Source organism: Hymenobacter sp. 5516J-16 (assembly GCF_022919335.1).
GTDB classification, from domain to species: Bacteria; Bacteroidota; Bacteroidia; order Cytophagales; family Hymenobacteraceae; genus Hymenobacter; species Hymenobacter sublimis.
Map to the genome: position 1 here is coordinate 4,036,870 of NZ_CP095058.1, position 20,049 is coordinate 4,056,918.

At 57.2% G+C, this 20,049-nt stretch carries 14 protein-coding genes and 2 pseudogenes; 12 read left to right on the forward strand and 4 right to left on the reverse strand.

What is annotated here, in order from left to right:
- Positions 1 to 6: 6 nt before the first annotated feature.
- From MUN84_RS20020 to MUN84_RS20035, 4 genes are all read right to left on the reverse strand, one after another.
- The gene (locus MUN84_RS20020; protein ID WP_244695704.1) at positions 7 to 975 is read right to left on the reverse strand and encodes an N-acetylglucosamine kinase; all 969 of its coding nucleotides are present in this window, start codon (positions 973 to 975) and stop codon (positions 7 to 9) included.
- A gap of 335 nt (positions 976 to 1,310) precedes the next feature.
- The gene (locus MUN84_RS20025) at positions 1,311 to 2,378 is read right to left on the reverse strand and encodes a SusE domain-containing protein (RefSeq protein ID WP_244695705.1); all 1,068 of its coding nucleotides are present in this window, start codon (positions 2,376 to 2,378) and stop codon (positions 1,311 to 1,313) included.
- A gap of 94 nt (positions 2,379 to 2,472) precedes the next feature.
- The gene (locus tag MUN84_RS20030; RefSeq protein WP_244695706.1) at positions 2,473 to 4,071 is read right to left on the reverse strand and encodes a RagB/SusD family nutrient uptake outer membrane protein; all 1,599 of its coding nucleotides are present in this window, start codon (positions 4,069 to 4,071) and stop codon (positions 2,473 to 2,475) included.
- A gap of 25 nt (positions 4,072 to 4,096) precedes the next feature.
- Positions 4,097 to 7,099 carry a SusC/RagA family TonB-linked outer membrane protein gene (locus MUN84_RS20035; protein WP_244695707.1) on the reverse strand — a complete coding sequence of 1,001 codons (3,003 nt, stop codon included), beginning with the start codon at positions 7,097 to 7,099 and terminating at the stop codon, positions 4,097 to 4,099.
- 972 nt (positions 7,100 to 8,071) lie between these two features.
- Between MUN84_RS20035 and MUN84_RS20040 the strand changes: the two genes are divergently transcribed.
- The 12 genes and pseudogenes from MUN84_RS20040 (at position 8,072) to MUN84_RS20095 (ending at position 19,953) form a co-directional block, all read left to right on the forward strand.
- Entirely contained in the window at positions 8,072 to 9,493 is a 1,422-nt protein-coding gene (locus MUN84_RS20040; protein ID WP_244695708.1) for an alpha/beta hydrolase-fold protein, read from the forward strand.
- Between the two features lie 287 nt (positions 9,494 to 9,780).
- A pseudogene (locus tag MUN84_RS20045) lies at positions 9,781 to 11,195 on the forward strand (anthranilate synthase component I family protein).
- Between the two features lie 166 nt (positions 11,196 to 11,361).
- A complete protein-coding gene (locus MUN84_RS20050) occupies positions 11,362 to 11,928 on the forward strand; it encodes an anthranilate synthase component II (protein WP_244695709.1) in 567 nt (188 codons plus the stop codon).
- A gap of 96 nt (positions 11,929 to 12,024) precedes the next feature.
- Entirely contained in the window at positions 12,025 to 13,041 is a 1,017-nt protein-coding gene (gene trpD, locus MUN84_RS20055) for an anthranilate phosphoribosyltransferase (RefSeq protein WP_244695710.1), read from the forward strand.
- 430 nt (positions 13,042 to 13,471) lie between these two features.
- Positions 13,472 to 14,139: pseudogene (locus MUN84_RS20060) on the forward strand (indole-3-glycerol phosphate synthase TrpC).
- A complete protein-coding gene (locus MUN84_RS20065; RefSeq protein ID WP_244695711.1) occupies positions 14,139 to 14,768 on the forward strand; it encodes a phosphoribosylanthranilate isomerase in 630 nt (209 codons plus the stop codon). The pseudogene MUN84_RS20060 and the gene MUN84_RS20065 overlap by 1 nt, the downstream one beginning before the upstream one ends.
- 81 nt (positions 14,769 to 14,849) lie before the next feature.
- A complete protein-coding gene (trpB, locus tag MUN84_RS20070) occupies positions 14,850 to 16,046 on the forward strand; it encodes a tryptophan synthase subunit beta (protein ID WP_244695712.1) in 1,197 nt (398 codons plus the stop codon).
- A 60-nt stretch (positions 16,047 to 16,106) separates the two neighbouring features.
- Positions 16,107 to 16,889: a tryptophan synthase subunit alpha gene (trpA, locus tag MUN84_RS20075; RefSeq protein WP_244695713.1), complete on the forward strand. Its 783-nt coding sequence runs from the start codon at positions 16,107 to 16,109 to the stop codon at positions 16,887 to 16,889.
- 131 nt (positions 16,890 to 17,020) lie between these two features.
- Positions 17,021 to 18,034: a 3-deoxy-7-phosphoheptulonate synthase gene (gene aroF, locus MUN84_RS20080; protein ID WP_244695714.1), complete on the forward strand. Its 1,014-nt coding sequence runs from the start codon at positions 17,021 to 17,023 to the stop codon at positions 18,032 to 18,034.
- Between the two features lie 205 nt (positions 18,035 to 18,239).
- Entirely contained in the window at positions 18,240 to 19,271 is a 1,032-nt protein-coding gene (locus MUN84_RS20085; protein ID WP_244695715.1) for a hypothetical protein, read from the forward strand.
- On the forward strand, positions 19,235 to 19,540 hold the full coding sequence (locus MUN84_RS20090) for a helix-turn-helix domain-containing protein (protein WP_244695716.1): 306 nt from the start codon (positions 19,235 to 19,237) through the stop codon (positions 19,538 to 19,540). The genes MUN84_RS20085 and MUN84_RS20090 overlap by 37 nt, the downstream gene beginning before the upstream one ends.
- Positions 19,541 to 19,653: 113 nt before the next feature.
- Positions 19,654 to 19,953 carry a hypothetical protein gene (locus tag MUN84_RS20095; protein ID WP_244695717.1) on the forward strand — a complete coding sequence of 100 codons (300 nt, stop codon included), beginning with the start codon at positions 19,654 to 19,656 and terminating at the stop codon, positions 19,951 to 19,953.
- The last annotated feature ends 96 nt before the right edge of the window (positions 19,954 to 20,049 follow it).

The window sequence follows — 20,049 nt, forward strand, 5'->3', positions numbered from 1 at the left end:
TGCTTCCTACCTGGCTGGTTCTCTCGGGAGCCAGCCAGGTAGCATACTAAAACAAGAGGGCCACCCTGTCAGTAGGGTGGCCCTCTTGTTTTTGAGTTGTTTGCTCCAGACGAAGCGGTAAGTAGGCTTACCGACGAGCAGCTTCGTGATATGACACGAGGTCGTCGATGGGGAGCGGATGATTTTACCGACTTCCATATTGTGGCTCCGAGCTACCTGGGTTAGTGCATCGCGGAAGTTATAGCCCACCGAGCCCACACAGTTAAAAGTGTAGTCCTGGTAGTTGGGGTAGTGGCTTACCAAGTTGGCAAAGAACGTCTCGAAGCCCTGCAGCACAATCTCGCGGCAGTAGCTGATGTTGTTGTGGTCGTAGGTAAACTTGGCGAAGCTGGCCAGAAACCGGTTGGGTAGGGGTTGGTTGTAAAGCCGGTCCAGAATTTCGTCGCGGGTGAGCTTGAATTCTTCCTGGAAAATATCCTGCAACCCATCGGGCAACAAGCCACGCAGGTAGTCGCGCAGCAGGCGCTTACCAATAAAGGAGCCGGAGCCCTCGTCGCCGAGGAAGTAGCCTAGCGAGTCTACGTTGTACGTGATTTTCTCGCCGTCGTAGAGGCAGGAGTTGGTACCCGTACCCAAGATGGCCGCAAAACCGGGCTTGTTACCAAGCAGGGCATGGGCGGCGGCCAGCAGGTCTTCGGCTACAAAGGCGTTGGCGTTCGGGAAAATCTGGCGCATGGCCGCGGCCACCCGCTCGGCCTTTTCCGCGTTGTGCACGCCTGCGCCGTAGTAATACACCTTACTTACTTCCTGACGAGGTAGGGTGTCGGGCAGGTTTTTGTCCAAGGATGCCGCAATGGCGGTGGTACCCATGAAATCAGGGTTATACCCTTCGGTGTTGAAGTACACCCGGTTACCCGCATCATCAAGCTGGCACCAGTTGCTCTTGGTCGAGCCGCCGTCGGCAATAAGAATCATATTCAGTTGGAAAGGTGAAGAAATGGGCTAAATCCAGTACGAATTAGGTTTTACAGTCCTAATAAGAGAATTACTATAAGCGAAACACGGAAAATATTCTGGCACAAAAAAACGAACCTTTTAAATCACATAGTGCCGCCTTTTGTGCTTTCTAACCTAACTAAGGTACTACTGACATCAATGGCACAAAATGTTTATTTACCACACTACCGCCTCGGGGTGGTGAGGTACATTTTGTGAAGGTGTCTGCAAAGGAGATAGGGCTGCCACTTTCTGACACAAAAAAGCTCCTGGCCAGATGTGACCAGGAGCTTTTTAGGCTGAAGGTACGCTGCTTACTTAATGGAGTAAGTATAGTTCCCCGGCTTGCTCAGGTCGAGCGTCACCGTGAATGTACCCGCAGCAGGTACCACAATATCGTCGGCGCCGTATTCCAGGATGCCATCAGCAGGCACTGCCGGAGTAGCCTTGGCATTTCCGTCGCCGAAGTTGATAGTCCAGTCGTTATTAGCACGGAACTTAATCGGGCCGGCCGTCAGGGTTATTCTAGCACTCCAGGTACCGGCAGCTGCATCATATACCAGCGGTGTATCAGTAGTCCAGCCACCGGGGGTAGCCGCACCAATTATCGACCAAGTGGTTTTGACAGTTTCAAGCGTCAAGGCGCCCAAATCAGCTTTCAAGCGGTAGTAACCAGGAGTAGGTACTTTCAAGTTACCCGCACCGCCATCAGGCGAAAGCTTGCCACCAGTACCATCGCCATAATTAGTGCCACCCCACGACGGCATGGAAGTGATTTTGAACTCTGGCGCAGCATCAGTCATGTTCACGAAACCCTCATAGAGTTGGTTGTTGTTGCTATTGAAAGCTGCCAACTTAGGCGCCGTAGCTGGAGCCCAACCCTGGTGGTTGCCCGGTACGTACACCGACGGGTACTCAATCACCACGAGGTAAGGAGTTACCGTGAGAGCAACGGTAGGAGAATAGGTAGCCGCTACCTTGTTAGTAATCATGCTCTTCACGCGCACTTCCAACGAATTGGTCGAGCCCGGAGTAGCTTTGGCCCGCAGTGCCAGAGCATTCAACTCTGCTACCGTAAAGGACATGGTGTTAGCGGCTCCTGCTGCTATTTCAACGGGCGTTGCAAAGTTGTTACCCTTCTTATCGATCTGAATCGTGTTGGTAACAGCTGCTTGGTAACCATAGGAAATAGGCTGCCAGGTAAGCGTAGTGGCCTGCGCCGAAGCGTTGGTACTGCTCAAAACCAGCGTGCTGGAAGACGCAGTCAAAGCGGCGGTGCCACTTTGCTGTAAAGTGACCTGGTCGCCTTCCTTCTCGCAAGAAGTCAGCAGTACCGCAGCCGATAGGCAAAGCCCGGAAACGCGAGTAAGCCAGTGTGACATAGGGGAAAAAGTAAGATGGTGGGAAAAGTTGGTTACGAGTACGTAAGTGAACCGGAAACTTCGCTAGGTAGCTTCCGGTTCACTTGCACAAAATTTAGTAACCAGGGTTCTGCTTCAGATTCGGATTTGCCGTCAGATCCGTGGTTGGAATGGGGAACAGCGTCCGGGTGGCGGCAACATCTGTACCAGTGCGCACATTGCCTTTGAAGGGCCAATTGTACCCGGTTGTGTATTTACCGAAGCGGATCAAGTCCGTCCGGCGGTGGCCTTCCCAATACAGTTCGCGTGCCCGCTCATCCAGCAGGAAATTCAGATTCAAATCAGCGGCCGTAATGTTGCCGCTGGTGTTACCGTAGGCCCGCTGACGTAAGGCATTAACATAGCCCAATGCCGTGGCGGCGTCGCCCCCGGCCCCACCCCGCAGCACGGCTTCAGCATACATCAAGTACACATCGGCCAAACGGAACATGGGGAAGTCGGTGTCGGGGAATGTTTTATCGGAGCCTGCTACATTGGTCGAAGACACGTTACGAAACTTCGTAATACCGTAGCCATCGGTAAAGGTGGCGGGGTCGTTGATTTCTAACGACTGGCCATTGGCATAGAACATGGAACGCTTGTCCGTAACAGTAGCTGCTGTTGGGAACAGGTTTACTAAGTTCTTTTTGGTGCGGGTGCCGCCCCAGCCGAAGTCAATGCCGAAGTCATTCACGGACATGCTACCACCCACTGCAGCGTGAACAATGAACGTCATGCCGCCGAACGTTTTGGTGCGCACCCCATCAAAGCGTACCGGCAGAATGATTTCTAAGCGGGACGTAGTGCTGTTATCCGTACGGAATAGGTTCGCGTAGCTCGGTGCCAGCGTGTAGCCAGCGCCAATGATTTTCTTCGTATAAGTAACGGCGTCGGTGTAGCGGTTTGAACCGTTATACACATTTGCGTTTAGGTACAGCTTAGATAACAGCATCCAAGCTCCTGCCTGATCGGCCCGACCAAACTCATTGGCGCGGGGAGTGGGTAGTTCCGTCTCCAGTTCCTTTAACTCCTTCTCCACGTAGTCAAAAAGAGCCGCGCGCTCAATGCGCTGGGGAGCTGTAGTGCCTACTTCAGAAGTTTCCGTGGCGAAAGGTACGTTACCGAACATGTCCAGGGCGTGATAGTAGCTGAGGGCGCGCAAGAAACGCGCCTCGCTCCGGTACGCCCGGAAGTTGGTTTTTTCGGTATCAGAAAGGCCGTAGCTGTCGAGCTTAGAGTCCGTGGTCTGACGGATAAACTCATTGCAAAGCGAAATCTGATAGAAAATCCGGTCGTACATAGCCCGCACGAAGGGGTGGGAAGCGTTCCAAGTCATCCGGTTGTATTCCGGAACCCCTAGGTCACTTTCCCAGCCGAGGATGGCTTCGTCGGTAGTAAGCTCCTGCGCCATCCAGTACTGGCGCAAATAGTTCGAAAAGCCCTCGTCGATGCCCTGAATATCAGGCTGACCAGCCGGACCCTGCTGCCCGCTCACAGCCATGGTAGCGTAGAGGCGAGCCAGCGCCTGCCGGGCTAGGGTCGGGTCTTTGTAGACGTTTTCGGTGGTTGGCTCGTAAGAAGGCGTCTGGTCTAGGTCGCCTACACACGAAGTAAAAGGTGCTAAGCTGAACGCTATTAAAGCGGTAGCCAGCGTACGCGAGAATTTATTCTTCATAGGGGTGGGAATTAGAAGCCGATGTTCAGCCCGAGGGTGAAGGTGCGCGGACGGGATAAATGTTGTTATCGATACCACCGAATATTTCAGGATCAAGCCCTTTGTAGTCGGTGATTACGAACAAGTTCTGAACAGCAAAAGACAAGTTCACGTTCGCTTTGTCATTGTAAATACTGCCCAGATTGTATCCTACCGTTAGGTTCTCCATCCGTAGGAACGAAGCATTCTCAATGTAATAATCCGACTGCAGCTGGGAGGTAGTGAAATTCGATACCAGCAGCTCGCGGTTGAAGTTGCCCAATACCCCGTTGGAGGCACCAGCTGGGAAGAAAGCCTGCGAACGAACGTTGTTATAAACGTAGTTATCAATGTTTGAGCGCAGCGTAAAGGCCAAGCTGGCCTTACCGTAGTTCAGGTTGGAGCCGAAGCCTAAGCTTACCCGTGGAGCTGGCGACTGGTAACGGTACCGGTCATTAACATTCACAACCCCGTCTCCGTTGCGGTCCACGTATACTCCTTCCAACGGCTTGCCATCAGCGCCATATACCTGCTGGAAAACGTAGAAGGCATTTGGCTGGTAGCCCACCGAGTTGATTTGAATGTTGTTGCCCACACCACCCGAAATACCACCGGTTTCATCACCCAGATAGGAGGGGTCAGAAGCGTTGGTTAGCTGAGTGATTTTCACGCGGTACGCCGTAGCATTGGCGTTCAGGGTCCAGTTGAGCTTTTCGCCCCGAACGACATCTACGTTTACCGAGCCCTCAATACCATTGTTCTCCAGCGAACCAACGTTGGTCGTCAGCTTATTAGAGAGATTGGCCAGAGCCGGAATAAATACGTTGTTCAGCAGGTCATCGGTTTTGCGATGGTACACATCAATAGCACCCGAAATTCGGCCGTCCAGGAAGCCGTAGTCCAGACCGGCGTTGTAGGTAGTGGAAGTTTCCCACTTGATGTTACGATCATAGGCTGCAGCCCGTAACGTGTTCGTGAACTCATCCCCAAACTGGTACTGAGCCGACGCCTCGCTGGGGGTATAGCGCGCTAGGTAAGGGTAAATGTCCCCGATGTCTTGCTGGCCGGTCTGGCCGTACCCCACGCGCAGCTTCAGTTCAGAAATGGCGGTAGAGTTTTTCAGGAAATCTTCTCCTTTAATGCGCCAAGCCGCGGCGGCCGAAGGGAAGTAGCCCCAGCGGTTGCTTTCCAAGAAGCGCGAAGAACCGTCGGCGCGCATGGTAGCCGTCAACAGGTACTTGTCGTTGATGTTGTAATTCGCCCGGCCGAAGAACGATACCAGCACGTAGCGTGGGTCGCGAAAGTTTTGGCCGTTGAGTAGGGTAGGAGCTGCGGTGTATACTTCGCCGCTAGCAATCCGGTCAGCAAACACGTAGTTCTTATCCTCGAAGCTCTGGTAGGAGTGGCCTGCCAGCAGATCCAGGCGGCCGACACCAAACTGACGACCGTAGCTCAGGTAAGCTTCCAGCAGCTTGTTGTTCTTGTCCTGGGCGTACTCATTATTTACGCCACCCTGACCAACCGTAGCGCCGTTCACGGTTACTACCCGGTTAAAGTCAGAGGCGGCCTGTACTGGCACGAATACCGTACCTCGGCCTCGCTGAATATCATAGCCTAGATTCAGGTTAGCACTTAGGCCTTCCAGGAAGGGAAGCTTGTAGTCCAGCTGAATGTTACCAATGCTGCGCTTTACGGTGCTCCGGTCGCGGCGCTGGTTGATAAGGCCCAGCGGGTTGCGGGTTGCCAGCGTATTCAGGTTGCTAGGATTGTTGGGGTCCAGTACCTCCGTGTAGCCACCGTAGATGCTGCCGTTGTAAACCGGAAACGTGGGGTTAGCATATACGGCTGCGCCAACAGCGCCCTGGTTCGAAAAGTTGTTGTCAACTATAGAACCTTTCACGTTGACATTCACGCGCAGGCTGCCATCGAGCAGCACCGGGTTCAAGCCAACAGAGCCCGTGTAGCGCTTCAAGTCATTACGTAATAGTAGGCCTTCCTGATCCAGGTAGCCTCCAGAAACACGGAACGGCACCTTGCCTGCCGAGCCCGAGATGCTGACGTTGTTATCAGTAGTTTGGGCTGTGCGGAAGATTTCGTTCTGCCAGTTGGTGCTGGCGTTGCCTACCAGCGTTTTTTGCTGAGCATTGCCAATAGCGGCTACCACAGCGCGCAACTCGGAGGCATTCAACACATCAACCTCATTGCGAGCTTTCGAAACGGAGTTCTGTGAGCTAACGTTTACGCGAAGCTTTTCGCCCTGCAGGCCTTTTTTGGTTGTAATCAAAATAACGCCGTTCGAGGCCCGCGAGCCATAGATGGCCGTGGAGGAAGCGTCTTTCAGCACCGAAATGCTCTCAATGTCATTGGGGTTAATCAGTGACAAAGGGTTGGACGTACCAGAAAGACCCCGGTTGTCTACCGGTACCCCGTCAATTACAATCAGCGGATCGTTTGAAGCGGTCAGCGACGAACCTCCGCGGATGCGGATGCTGGAGCCGGCGCCTGGGGCACCACCGCCGGTGGTTACCTGCAAGCCCGCTACTTTACCTTGTACTAGCTGCTCGGGGTTCGTTACCTGGCCCTTTACAAACTGACGTTCCGATACCTGCTCTACAGCGCCCGTCAGATCTTGCTTGCGCTGAGTGCCGTAACCAATAACTACTGCCTCATTTAGAAGGGTAGTATTTTCAGCCAACGATAGGTTTTCAACGGCAGTGTTTTGGCCTGCAGTCACGTTGATCGGCTGCCGCTTAGTGGTGTAACCCACGAACGACATCACTAGGGTGTGGGGGCCCGAGGGAACGTTCTGGATAGAGAAGGAACCGTCGGAGTTCGTGGAGCCGCCCAGGGAGGTACCCTCAATCAGGACCGTAACGCCGGGCATGCCTTCGCCCTTCTCATCGAGTACGCGGCCACTCACCGTCCCGATTCCCTGCGCATATGCGCTGCTCACGCTTACGCCTGCGCACAGGAGAGGCAGCGCCAGTTTCGCTAGATAGGGGTGTTTCATTGAAAAGAAGTTAGGGGTTGAAATGGATTTTTCCGGACAAACCGGAGTGGGAATTTAGTGGTTCATCCAAGGGGTAGGAGCGTAATAATTCCAGTCGCTAGAGCTTGAATCATCGCCGCATTCGCCCGGGTTCAACATCACCAAATTGTTATTAAACAGCGCAAGTTAAAGCGCTGGTAGCAACAAAAACAATGGGGTACAAGCGGGAAGCAGGTATAGTGATAATTGGACTTTCTTTGCTGAGTATAGCAGCAAAGAAAATGCTGCAATCTTACGGAGCATCTGGAACTTATTCACGTTACTTTAGCACACCTTCGCAGCTGTGGCTTACTATAGGTTAAGGCTAGCAATTAGGCCATTTCAAGGGAGGAAACAGAGGTATAATTGCCTTGTGCTGTATTAACAAAATAGTGTGCTGTGTTGATGCTAATTATAAAAGGTCAATAGAGGCGTACTAGTCAACTTTATATAAGAATTGAGGAAAGCGTAGTAAGATCCATGGCATTTAGTGCCAGTATCTAACACATTTTGCTTTGGTATGGCATATTTGGCTAGGTACCTGGGGAATTATTGGTGCAAAATTGTCAAGAAGACTATCAATAATAATTTCGGGGTACTTGTCAATACAGGCGCATAGACTTTTGCTGGTTTATGCTGGTTTATGCCGGTTTAAAGCGCTGATTTTTGTATATATTTTAGGAGCTAGCATAGAAAGTCAGTTTTTACAGCACTCATTTAACCCTCATATTGTAGTTGCCTAAAATACAGCTTTAGGTGAGGGCTTACTTACTTCGTGCGGGAAAGTGCGAGTAAGAGAAAAAAGTAAATTCTAGGAAAAATACAGATTGGGTTTATCCTCTATTTCGCATTAAGCGTAAAGATGTACCGTTGAGTTTATTTGTCATGGTATCAGGCGGCATTGGGCGCTGAGAACAGTGGTAACTTGCCCGCTGAATTCTGCCCTTCTGCTTCATGCGACTTTCCCTTGTCATCCTGCTTCTTAGCGTTCTGTTCTGTCATGCGGGCTTAGCCCAAACCACCCTGCGCATTGCTCAGGTGCCCGCCGCTACTCCGGCTGGGGCTGCATTGTACTTGGCGGGCTCTTGCAACTCGTGGCACCCCGCCAGCGCGGCCTACCGGTTTACGAGCAACCCAGATGGCAGCTACCAGCTGGTGCTGCCGGCCTCTGTTAAGGAGGCTTTCGCGTATAAAATAACCCGCGGCTCCTGGGAAACCGTGGAAACGGACGCCCGCAACCAGGACATTGAAAACCGCGTGTGCACTCCGGGCGACAAGGATGGCGAGCTGCAGCTTACGGTGCTGAACTGGAAGGATCTGTCGGCGGCCGGAGCCAGCCGCTGCCAAAGCACTGCACTGCAGCCCAACGTGCAAGTTATCAGCACCTCCTTCCCGATGCCCCAGTTAGGGCGCACTCGCCGCGTGTGGATGTATTTGCCCAGCGACTATGCCAGTGCGCCCGCCAAACGCTACCCCGTGCTGTACATGCACGACGGCCAGAATGTGTTTGATGCCTGCACCAGCTTTTCGGGTGAATGGGGCGTAGATGAAACCCTGAGCCAACTACAGCAGCAGGGCTTGGATGCCACTGGCTGCCTTGTGGTGGCCGTAGATAACGGCGGCTCGGAGCGGCTCAATGAACTCTCGCCCTGGAAGAACCCTGAGTACGGCGGCGGGCAGGGCAACGAATACGTGGATTTTCTGGTCCGGACCCTGAAGCCTTATGTTGATGCCAACTACCGAACCCTAAGCGGGCAGGAGTTCACGGGCATTGCCGGCAGCAGCATGGGCGGCCTCATTTCCACCTATGCGGCCCTGAAATACCCGCAGGTGTACAGCAAGGTAGGCGTGTTTTCGCCAGCCTTTTGGTTTGCCAAAGATTCCCTTTTTGCCTACCTGCGTCCGCGTCGGCCCCAGCCCAATACGCAATTCTACTTTGTGAGCGGTACCACGGAAAGCGAAACCATGGTGCCGCTGATGAAGGCCGTGCACGACACCCTGGCGCGAGCTGGGGCCGGGGTGCAATACACTACCCCCGCCGATGGTAAGCACACGGAGTGGTTCTGGAAGCGAGAGTTTCCGGCGGCCTACCGGTGGCTGTATCAGCCGGATGCTACCATGCAGCAGCGCAGAAACCGGGGGCCTCTGCCATATGGCGCTTATTTAAATGCCGAGCAGAACCAGCTGATCGTGCACCTGCCTTCCGGCCGTGGCAAGGGGCAGGTAGCCATACTAAACCAACAGAAGCAAACGGTACTTCGCAAGCACGTGAAGGGTGGTAGCGCCGTTGATGTCAGCCGCCTGCCGGCGGGTAGCTACGAGGTGCTGGTCCGGGTTAAAGACCAAGTAGGACGACAGCTGCTTGTGAAACAATAAGTTACGAGGTAGTGTAGGTTTAAGTAAAAAAATTCGGGCTTCTGCTTGCCAAAAACCTACCTGAACTTACCTTTGCCCCGTTCAACGCCCAACCCTATTTGGCAATGACCTTCTCAATGACCCAGCAAGCGTGGTGGTGGCCCTACGGAAACTCCGGACGGGACATCCTGTGCGTGCGCTAAGGTCAGCTGAACAACCTACTTCGCATTCGCTCAAAAGCCCGGCCGCCCCGCCGGGCTTTTTTATTTCCCGGCGCTGGTCCTTTACCTCACTACCACAACCAGCCGATGAAAACCTTCCACTTGCACACCCGCCACCTGCGCGTTCTGGCCGATACGGTAACCCCTGTGGGCCTGTACTTACGGCTGCGCGACCGGTATGCCAACTGCCTGCTGCTGGAGAGCTCCGACTACCACGGCCAGCAAAACGCCTTCAGCTACCTGGCTTTTGATCCGCTGGCCCGCTTTGAGCTGCGCGGCAACGAACTGGCGCTAACCTTCCCCGATGATACTACCGCCACGGAAACCCTAGCCGACCCCGACAGGCCCTGGCCCGGTTGCAAGAATTTGCTAACTGCTTCCAGACCCAGGACACGGGGCACGATTTCATTACGGGAGGCCTGTTTGGCTATCTTGGCTACGAGGCCGTACAGTATTTCGAGGACCTGGAGCTAAACTCGGCGAAACAGGCCGCCGGCCAAATTCCGGACATTCTCTATAGCACCTACCGCTACGTAATTGCCGTTAACCACTTTCGCAACGAGCTGTACGTGTTTGAGCACACGCTGGCCGGGCAAACTGTTGATGAAGACGGGCTTACGCGGCTGGTGAACCTGATTCGGAATCCTTCCCTGCCTGATTTCAAATTCAAAACGGTAGGAGAGGAGCAGACCAATCAGACGGACGAAGAATTTCTGCGGGTGCTGGCCGAAGGGCAGCAGCACTGCCGCCGGGGCAACGTGTTCCAGATTGTGTTGTCGCGGCGGTTTCAGCAGGGCTTCAGCGGCGACGAGTTCAACGTGTACCGGGCCTTGCGCTCCATTAACCCCTCGCCCTACCTGTTTTACTTCGACTACGGCTCGTTTAAAATTTTCGGCTCCTCGCCCGAAACGCAGCTGCTTATAAAAGGCCGACAGGCAAGTTTATACCCCATTGCCGGCACGTTTCGCCGCACTGGCCACGACGCCGAGGACGCGGCCCTGGCCCAAAAACTGGCTGACGACCCCAAGGAAAACGCCGAGCACGTCATGCTCGTGGACCTGGCCCGCAACGACTTAGCCCGCCACGGCGACGAGGTGAAGGTGAAGGTATTCCGGGAAATTCAGTACTACTCCCACGTCATTCACTTAGTTAGTGAGGTAACGGCCCGGCTGGCTCCGCAGGCCAGTTCCTTGCAGGTAGTGGCCGATACCTTCCCGGCCGGTACGCTGTCGGGGGCGCCCAAGCACCGGGCCATGCAACTCATTGATGAGCTGGAACCTACGGCTCGCGGCTACTACGGTGGGGCCATCGGCCACCTGGGCTTTAACGGCGACTTCAACCACGCCATCATGATTCGCTCCTTCCTGAGTACGGCCAGTCAGCTCTACTTCCAGGCCGGGGCCGGGGTAGTGGCTGCCTCCGACATCAACTCCGAACTAAACGAAGTGCACCACAAGCTGGCCGCCCTGCGCAAAGCCCTGGAAGAAGCCGAGTTAGTGTAGCTTGGTGTGGTCCGACGAGTAGCCGCAGGCCTCGTCAGACCACTCTCGCTAAACGACTACACAAGGCCAGTTTCCGGCGGCCGTCCGCAACCTCAGCAACGAGAGTGGTCCTACGAACCGCTGCGCGGCATTCGTAGGACCACATCTAACCTCTACCACCCTAAAGATGAAAATCCTCGTCATTGATAATTACGACTCCTTTACCTACAACCTGGTGCAGGTGCTGCGGGAGTTGGGACATACCGATAACGTCACGGTGATTCGCAACGACAAGCTCACGGTGGAAGACGTGGCCGACTACGATGCCGTGCTACTGTCGCCCGGACCGGGCGTGCCTTCCGAGGCGGGGCTGATGCCGGAGATTATTCGCCGCTACGCGCCTACCAAGCGGATGCTGGGCGTGTGCCTGGGCCACCAGGGCCTGGCCGAAAGCTTCGGCGGGGAGCTGTACAACCTGCCCGAGGTAGTGCACGGCCTAGCCACCGACGCCACCGTAACCGCCCCGGACCGCCTGTTTGCCGGCTTGCCCACCCGGTTCAAGATAGGGCGTTACCACTCCTGGGGCGTGCGGCCCGAATCGGTGCCGGCGGCGCTGGAAGTAACAGCCGTGGACACCAACGGGCAGATAATGGCCTTTCGCCACCGCGAGTACGACGTGCGCGGCGTGCAGTTCCACCCCGAATCCATCCTCACCGAGCACGGCCACCAGATGCTGGCCAACTGGCTGGCCTGAGTTCCTGTTCAGGCCTTGCTTGACCAGCACGGCGCATTCCTATTTTACTACCCCACCCCAAAGCGGAAAGCTACTCGCTGACCGCTACCGCGAATTGTGAAACAGATTCTTAACCAGTTATTTGACCAGCAGCTGCTCACCCACGCCGAAGCGCGCGAAGCCATGTTGCGCATCGGGCAGGGAGAAGCCAACGCCTCCGAAATGGCCGCCTTCATGAGCGTGTACCGGATGCGGCCGATTTCGGTGCCGGAGCTGGCGGGCTTCCGCGACGCGCTGCTGAGCCTAAGCCGCGACCCGGCGCTGGGAACCCACGATACGGTGGACATTGTAGGTACCGGCGGCGACGGCAAAGACACGCTGAATATCAGTACGTTGGCTTGCTTTGTGGTGGCCGGTGCGGGCTATAAAGTCACCAAGCACGGCAACATCGGCGTGTCGTCGGTGTGCGGCTCGTCGGATGTGCTGGCTCAGCTCGGGGTTGATTTGGGGGTAGGCAACGACGTGCTGCAGCGGCAGCTGGAGCACGCCAACATCTGCTTTCTGCACGCTCCCTCGTTTCACCCGGCCATGCGCCACGCCGGGCCGGTGCGCCGGGAGCTGGGCGTGCGGACCTTCTTCAACATTCTGGGGCCGCTAGTGAACCCAGCCCGGCCTAACTACCAGGTAGCCGGCACTTTCAGCCTGGAACTGCTTCGCCTTTATCACTACCTGCTGCAGCAAACCAGCACCCGCTACGCCGTGGTCCACGCCCTCGATGGCTACGATGAACTCTCGCTGACAGCGGCTGCCAAGCTGGCTTCGCCGGCAGGCGAGCAGGTAGTAACCGCCGCCGACCTGGGCCTGACGACAACAGTACCCGAGGAACTGGCCGGCGGAAAAAGCGCGGCGGAGTCGGCCCGGCTGTTTGTAGATGTGCTAGAGGGCCGCGCTACCCGGGCCCAACGCGACGTGGTGACGGCCAACGCGGCCCTGGCCATCCGGTGCCTGGAACCCACCTTTAGCTTTGCCGAAGCCCTGGCCGCCGCCCAGGAATCCTTGGACTCAGGGCGGGCGCGGACGGCGCTGCGCAAGCTGGTAGCCGCCGCCACGCACAGCCACGCCACCACGACGTAGAGACGCCATATGGTGCCTCTGGTCGAATGATCTGAAACCAACTGTCATTCCGACGCAGGAGGAATCTGGGTTAAATAGTTGAATGAGTAACCCAGATTCCTGGCGTTGCTTGGAATGACAAATACCATCAGCAACGACCAGACGCGGAGTGTCGCGTCTCTAGAACCGAATAAAGATTCTGGCCTTTGCGGGCTCCTTTTCTGCCAAATACTGTTCACTCAATTCCTTTCCACCAGACAGGAATTCACCCTAAATCCCGCCACAACGAACCCGGCGGCCCTTCAATGCCCACTATTCTCGACAAAATTATTGCCCATAAGCGCCAGGAAGTAGCCAACCGCCAGAGCCTTGTGCCGGTGAAGCTGCTGGAGCAAAGCCTCTACATGCCGACGCCGCCCTGAGCCTGCGCCGCTACTTGCTGCGCGACGATTTGAGCGGCATCATTGCCGAGTTCAAACGCAAGTCGCCGAGCAAGGGCTTCATCAACCCCCACGCCCCGGTGGAGCGCACCACGCTGGGCTATATGCAGGCCGGCGCTTCGGCCCTGTCGGTGCTGACGGACACCGAGTTTTTCGGGGGAAGAATGAGGACCTGACTATTGCCCGCCGCTTCAATTTCTGCCCCATTCTGCGCAAGGATTTCGTGGTAGACGAATACCAGATTCTGGAAGCCAAGAGCATTGGGGCCGACGCCGTGCTGCTGATTGCGGCCGTGCTCAGTGGGGAAGAAGTGCTGCGCCTGGGGCGCCTGGCCAAAAGCCTGGGCCTGGAAGTGCTGCTCGAAATTCATAACGCCGAGGAGCTCGACAAAACCTTGCACCCCGACGCCGTGAGCCTAGTGGGCGTCAACAACCGCAACCTCCACGACTTCAGCGTGAGCCTGGATACCTCGGGCGAGCTGGCCCAGCGCATCCCCGATGAGTTCGTGAAAGTGACGGAAAGCGGCCTGACTTCGGCGGCCGATATTGAGGCGCTGCGGGCCGTGGGCTACCGGGGCTTCCTGATTGGGGAAACGTTCATGCGCCACTCGCGGCCCGAAAAAGCCTGCGCCGCCCTGGTGCAGCAGCTCCGCGCCACCGAAGCCGTAACCCTACTATAATGAGTGTACGCCTGAAAGTCTGCGGCATGGCCCGGCCCGACAACCTTCGGGCGGTAGCCGCCCTGCGGCCCGACTTTCTGGGCTTCATCTTCTACCCCAAATCCCGGCGCTACGCCGCGCCCACGCTCAGCCCCACTGATGCGGCTACGGTTCCAGCTACTATCCGCAAGGTAGGCGTGTTCGTGGACGAAGACACGGCCGTAATGCAGGAGCGCATCACGGAGTACGGCTTGCAGGCGGTGCAGCTCCACGGCACCGAAACGCCCGAAACCTGCGCCTTGCTGCGCGCTACCGGGGTAGTAGTTATTAAGGCGTTTGCGGTAGGGGAGAAGTTCGACTTTGCCCAGCTGCTACCCTACGTGGGGCAGGTTGACTTTTTCCTGTTTGATACGGCCGGCGCCCAGCCCGGCGGCAACGGCACGGCCTTCGACTGGCAGATTTTAAAGCAATACCGCCTAGCCGTGCCCTATTTTCTGGCCGGCGGGCTGGCGCTGGCGCACGCCGCCGTCCTGCAAAACCTGCAGCTTCCAGGCCTGTTTGCTTTGGACCTCAACAGCCAATTCGAAACTGAGCCCGGCGTAAAAGATGCCGAGCTGCTGCGCCAGATGTTTCAGCAGTTACGCCCCTAAGTATCCGTTGCGCGCACCGTTTGGCAGGGCTTCGGCGCTGCCGCTTGGTGCGCTACCTACTCCAAAACTTCCCGAGAAATCATGAGCACTACCTACCAACAACCCACGGAGCGCGGCTACTACGGCCAGTTCGGCGGCGCCTTCATTCCCGAAATGCTCTACCCCAATGTGGAAGAGCTGCGCCAGCAGTACCTCGATATTCTGGCCGACCCCGCCTTCCAGCAGGAGTACCAGCAGCTACTCCGCGACTACGTGGGCCGGCCGACTCCGCTGTTTGAAGCCAAGCGCTTATCGGCGAAGTATAACACCCGCGTGTACCTCAAGCGCGAGGACCTCTGCCACACTGGGGCCCACAAAGTCAACAACACCGTGGGGCAGATTTTGCTGGCCAAGCGCCTGGGCAAAACCCGCATTATTGCCGAAACCGGCGCGGGCCAGCACGGCGTCGCCACGGCCACGGTGTGCGCCCTCATGGGTATGCAGTGCATCGTGTACATGGGCGAAATCGACATGGAGCGCCAGAAGCCGAACGTGTACCGCATGCGCCTGCTGGGAGCCGAAGTACGGGCGGCTTTGAGCGGTAGCCGCACCCTCAAAGATGCCACCAACGAAGCCATTCGGGACTGGATCAGCAACCCCGTCGACACGCATTACATCATCGGCTCGGTGGTCGGTCCGCACCCGTACCCCGATCTGGTGGCGCGCTTGCAGGCCGTTATTAGCGAGGAGATGCGCAAGCAGCTGCTGGAAAAAACCGGTTCGGAACTGCCGAACTACGTGGTGGCCTGCGTGGGCGGCGGCTCCAACGCGGCCGGCGCTTTTTACCACTTCCTGGAGGAGCCTGCCGTGAAGCTAGTGGCCGTGGAAGCGGCTGGGCACGGGGTCAACTCGGGGCACTCGGCGGCTACCTCCGTGCTGGGCAAGCCGGGCATCATTCACGGCTCCCGCACCCTGCTCATGCAGGATGAGGACGGCCAGATTACCGAGCCCTATTCCCTGTCGGCGGGTCTCGACTACCCCGGCATCGGCCCCCTGCACGCTTTCCTGGCCGATTCGGGCCGGGCACAGTTCATTAGCATCGAAGACGAAGACGCCCTGCGCGCCGTAGCCGAGCTGAGCCGCTTGGAAGGTATTATTCCGGCCCTGGAAACGGCTCACGCCCTGGCCGCCCTGGGGCAGCTGGGCGCCGGCCCCGACGATGTGGTGGTGGTCAACCTCTCTGGCCGCGGCGACAAGGACCTGGAAACCTACCTCAAGTACGCCGATACTATTCTGTAAAGCCCGCTGACCTACCTGTGTCATGCTTCAGCAAACTCAGCATGACAAACAAAATTCATCATGCAAAATCGTATTCAACAGGCTTTCCAGAAGAAAGGTAAAAACCTGCTCAACGTGTACTTTACCGCCGGCTACCCCCGCCTGCACGACACGGTGCCGCTGATTAAGTCGCTGTCAATGGCCGGCGCCGACCTTATTGAAATTGGGATGCCGTTTTCTGATCCGCTGGCCGATGGCCCCGTGATTCAGGCCAGCAGTACCGCGGCCCTGCAAAACGGCATGAACATGCGGGTGCTGTTTCAGCAGCTGGAAGGCATCCGGGAGGAAGTGACCGAAACGCCCATTCTGCTCATGGGCTACCTCAATCCGGTGATGCAGTTCGGGGTAGAAAACTTCTGCCGCGAAGCTGCCGCTGCCGGCGTAGATGGCGTGATTCTGCCCGACTTGCCGCTCGACGACTACGTGGCCGAGTACCAGGAACTGTTTCGCCGCTACAACCTGCGGCCGGTGTTTCTCATTACCCCGCAAACGGCCCCGGAGCGTATCCGCCGCATTGATGAGCTGACGGATTCCTTTCTCTACCTCGTATCGGGTCCTGGCACTACCGGCGGCGCGAATACCCAGGCCGAGGGCGTGCAAGAGGCGTATTTCCAGCGCATTGAGGCTATGAACCTGCGTAACCCCCGTCTCATCGGCTTCGGTATCGGCGACAAGGCCTCCTTCCAGCGAGCTTGCCAGTACGCCGAGGGCGCCATTATTGGCTCGGCCCTGATTCGGGCCCTGGAAGGCACCGATGATGCCCCGGCCGCCGCTACCCGGTTTGTGCAGTCGGTGCTGGCCTAGCATTACAAAGAACCTCACGCAGAGCGTAGCTTAGCATCTGGCTCGGCTGGCTGACGTTGCCATAGTAAGCAGGCATCAGCCGAGCCAGATGCTACGCTCGGCATGACCATCGACTTTCTCTTCCCCTGAATATGATCATCCAACTCGACGCCCATATCTCCGAAGCCGCTCAAAAGGCCATTGAAGACCACATCAAGGCCCTCAAATACAAGGTCACCGACGTCAAAACCCAGCGCGCCCACTACCTTGTGGCCATCGGCAAAGCCGATGTGGACCTGCGTACCATTGGGCAGCTGCCGGGCATCCTGGATATTCACCAAGTTTCCGATGAGTATCAACTGGTGTCGCGCAAGTGGCGGGTGCGCCCCACAGTGCTCGACCTCGGCGACGGCGTGCGGGTAGGAGAGGGCAGCCTCACACTGGCAGCCGGCCCCTGCAGCATCGAGAGCGAGGCTCAAATGGAAAGCATCATGCAGCACCTGCTGGACAACGACGTGCGCATTATGCGCGGTGGCGTATTTAAGCCCCGTTCCTCGCCCTACTCCTTCCGGGGGCTGGGCATGGAGGGGCTGAAACTGTTCCACCAGATGGCGCGGGCGCGGGGCATAAAAATCGTGACGGAAGTCATGCAGGTGTCGCAGGTGGAGGAAATGCACGACTACGTGGACGTGTTTCAGGTAGGCGCCCGCAACACCCAGAATTTCAACCTGCTGGATGCTCTAGGCGGCGTTGATAAGCCGGTGCTGATCAAGCGGGGCATTTCAGGCACCATCGAAGAGCTGCTGTCTTCGGCGGAGTACGTGTTTTCGGGCGGCAACGAGAAGCTAATCCTCTGCGAGCGAGGCATTCGGACCTTTGAAACGGCCTCGCGCAACACCCTGGATTTGAACGCCGTGCCCATCCTGAAGGAGAAAACCCACCTGCCCGTCATCGTGGACCCTTCTCACGGCATCGGCATCCGCGACTACGTGCCTTCCATGGCCCTAGCCGCCGTCATGGCCGGCGCCGACGGCATCATCTACGAGGCCCACGAGAAGCCCGAAGAAGCCGCCTCCGACGGAGCTCAAACCCTGAATTTTCAGGAGTCGGCGCGCTTGGTTCACAACCTGCGCAAGGTGTACCAGCTGCGCCAGGAGCTGGAATAACCCGGAATGAGGTAAAGAGGCAATATTTCGCGTTACGTGGGTTGCTGTTATTACAACTGCATCGTTCTGCCCCAAGACGTTCAACGACGTAACGCGACACTTCACCTCTCTACCGTAGTTAATGGTTTGACATACCGCCCCGGCTCAGTTGAGCCGGGGCGGTGTTTTATATAGCCGAAAGCTAATCTGCTGCTACCTTGCTGGTATGGTCTTCGGTTTCAACCAGTACAGCGGATTGCTGTTGCCGTTTTTCGTGCAGGGCATGGTGGTGGCCGCGGTGCTAGTTGTGCGCAGCCGCCGCAACGACGCCGCCGCCGACCGGTGGCTGGCCCTGTTGCTGTTGCTACACGCCCTGCGCCTAGCTCAGTGGATGCTCGGCTTTGCCGGTTGGTACGACGCACACGATGCCCATAGCACGTTCATGTTCTACTTTCCGTTTCACCACTGGCTGGCCGTAGGACCAGCGCTGTATTTCTACTTTCGCAGCCTCACCAACCAGGAGTTTCGACTGACGCGGCGGCACTGGCGCGCCTTCGGGCCCGAGCTAGCCTGGCTAGGCCTGTACCTAGTGGGGTTGCTGTACGATGTTGGGTGGTGGCACGGGCTGCGGGGCCAGCCGCTGCCGGCTCACTTCGGCACCAAGGGCCCCGTTGCGGCCTGGGCCGATGAGCAGCCTATTAAGGTAGTGGTGGATATTCTGAGCTACGTGCTGGTCCTCTACTTCACGCTACGCACCCTCCGCGAGTACCGCGCCTACGCCCGCTACCTCAACGATAACTTCTCCGATACCGACCGAATTCGGTTTCGCTGGCTACGGAACGTACTGATAGCAGTGGGCATTGGCACGGGCGTAACCCTAGTCTTCGGCGTTGTTAACCTTGTGGTGCCCCTGAGCTACTATCAGGCTTGGTACGACTACCTGTTCACGGGCTTGCTGCTTTACTACCTCAGCATTGCCGGGCTTCTTACGGGCCACCGCCTAGCCAGCCTGCGCTTCCAGCCGGCCGAAGAGGCCCCCGTACCTGACCACCTTCCAGAACCGCCTACCCTCGTGCAACCTGCCACTGCCGCGCCGGCCAAGGCGCGGCAGCTCCTTGCGGCCGCCGGCGCGGCCGCCAACCTGGCCGCGCCGGCGCCTACCCCCGCGCCAGTTCCCGATGCCCCGAGCTGGAACGCTGGACCCAACGCCTGCTTCGCCACATGGAAGCCGAGCGGCCCTACCTGGCGCCCGAGCTGACTTTGGGGGAGCTGGCAACTCAGCTGCGCACCAACACTTCCTGGCTGTCCAGGGTTATCAACGCGGGCTGCGGCCAGAACTTCAACGACTTCATCAATGAATACCGGATACGGGAGGCCGAGCGCCGCCTGCGCGACCCGCAGTTTCGGCACTACACCCTGTTGGCCGTGGCCTTAGAGGTAGGCTTTAACTCCAAGTCCACCTTCAACCGGGTATTTCGGAAGCTGCGGGGCGTCACGCCCAGCGAGGTGGCCCGCCGGAGCACCTAGGCGGGTGAACGTGCCAAATCATATAGTAGGACGTCCCAGAAGGTAAATTGAAGCGGTTAGGGAGCTAGCGGGTAGTTGCTTTGAGCCATCATTGCACCTTAACCTTACTCCTCATGCTTGCTTCCATTTTTTCCCGCTCCCACTCTTGGCTGCTGACCTTAGCCGCCGTGTGCGCCCTAGCTACCAGCTGCTGGGCCAACCTGACATCCGATTTATTTATTGAGGCCGGCAAGCAGTTTGTGCTGGGCGGCGGGCAGCCTGGGGCCTTCAAGGTAGAGGCGCGCAACGTGGGTAAGGTTCCCATCGAGATAAAAGAACGGCCCCGCGGGGGCGGCATCTTCACCAAAACCACTTTGGCTCCCGGGGCCCGGGCACCTTGCGTTTCATGGCCGGTTCCACGGCCGTGCTTCTGAACCCTTCTGCGGTGCAGGCTCATCTAAACCTAAAGGTATCCGGTGACACCAAGAGCCTGAGTATGACCTACGAGCCCAGCGGTAAGCTGTAGTGAC

Bases quoted from the DNA above. Each gene is read 5' to 3' on its own strand.
- MUN84_RS20090 (WP_244695716.1), top strand. From the start codon at position 19,235: ATGGAAGCCGAGCGGCCCTACCTGGCGCCCGAGCTGACTTTGGGGGAG.
- MUN84_RS20040 (WP_244695708.1), top strand. From the start codon at position 8,072: ATGCGACTTTCCCTTGTCATCCTGCTTCTTAGCGTTCTGTTCTGTCAT.
- MUN84_RS20030 (WP_244695706.1), bottom strand. From the start codon at position 4,071: ATGAAGAATAAATTCTCGCGTACGCTGGCTACCGCTTTAATAGCGTTC.
- trpB (WP_244695712.1), top strand. From the start codon at position 14,850: ATGAGCACTACCTACCAACAACCCACGGAGCGCGGCTACTACGGCCAG.
- MUN84_RS20020 (WP_244695704.1), bottom strand. From the start codon at position 975: ATGATTCTTATTGCCGACGGCGGCTCGACCAAGAGCAACTGGTGCCAG.
- MUN84_RS20025 (WP_244695705.1), bottom strand. From the start codon at position 2,378: ATGTCACACTGGCTTACTCGCGTTTCCGGGCTTTGCCTATCGGCTGCG.
- MUN84_RS20035 (WP_244695707.1), bottom strand. From the start codon at position 7,099: ATGAAACACCCCTATCTAGCGAAACTGGCGCTGCCTCTCCTGTGCGCA.
- MUN84_RS20095 (WP_244695717.1), top strand. From the start codon at position 19,654: ATGCTTGCTTCCATTTTTTCCCGCTCCCACTCTTGGCTGCTGACCTTA.
- trpA (WP_244695713.1), top strand. From the start codon at position 16,107: ATGCAAAATCGTATTCAACAGGCTTTCCAGAAGAAAGGTAAAAACCTG.
- aroF (WP_244695714.1), top strand. From the start codon at position 17,021: ATGATCATCCAACTCGACGCCCATATCTCCGAAGCCGCTCAAAAGGCC.
- MUN84_RS20085 (WP_244695715.1), top strand. From the start codon at position 18,240: ATGGTCTTCGGTTTCAACCAGTACAGCGGATTGCTGTTGCCGTTTTTC.
- MUN84_RS20065 (WP_244695711.1), top strand. From the start codon at position 14,139: ATGAGTGTACGCCTGAAAGTCTGCGGCATGGCCCGGCCCGACAACCTT.
- MUN84_RS20050 (WP_244695709.1), top strand. From the start codon at position 11,362: ATGAAAATCCTCGTCATTGATAATTACGACTCCTTTACCTACAACCTG.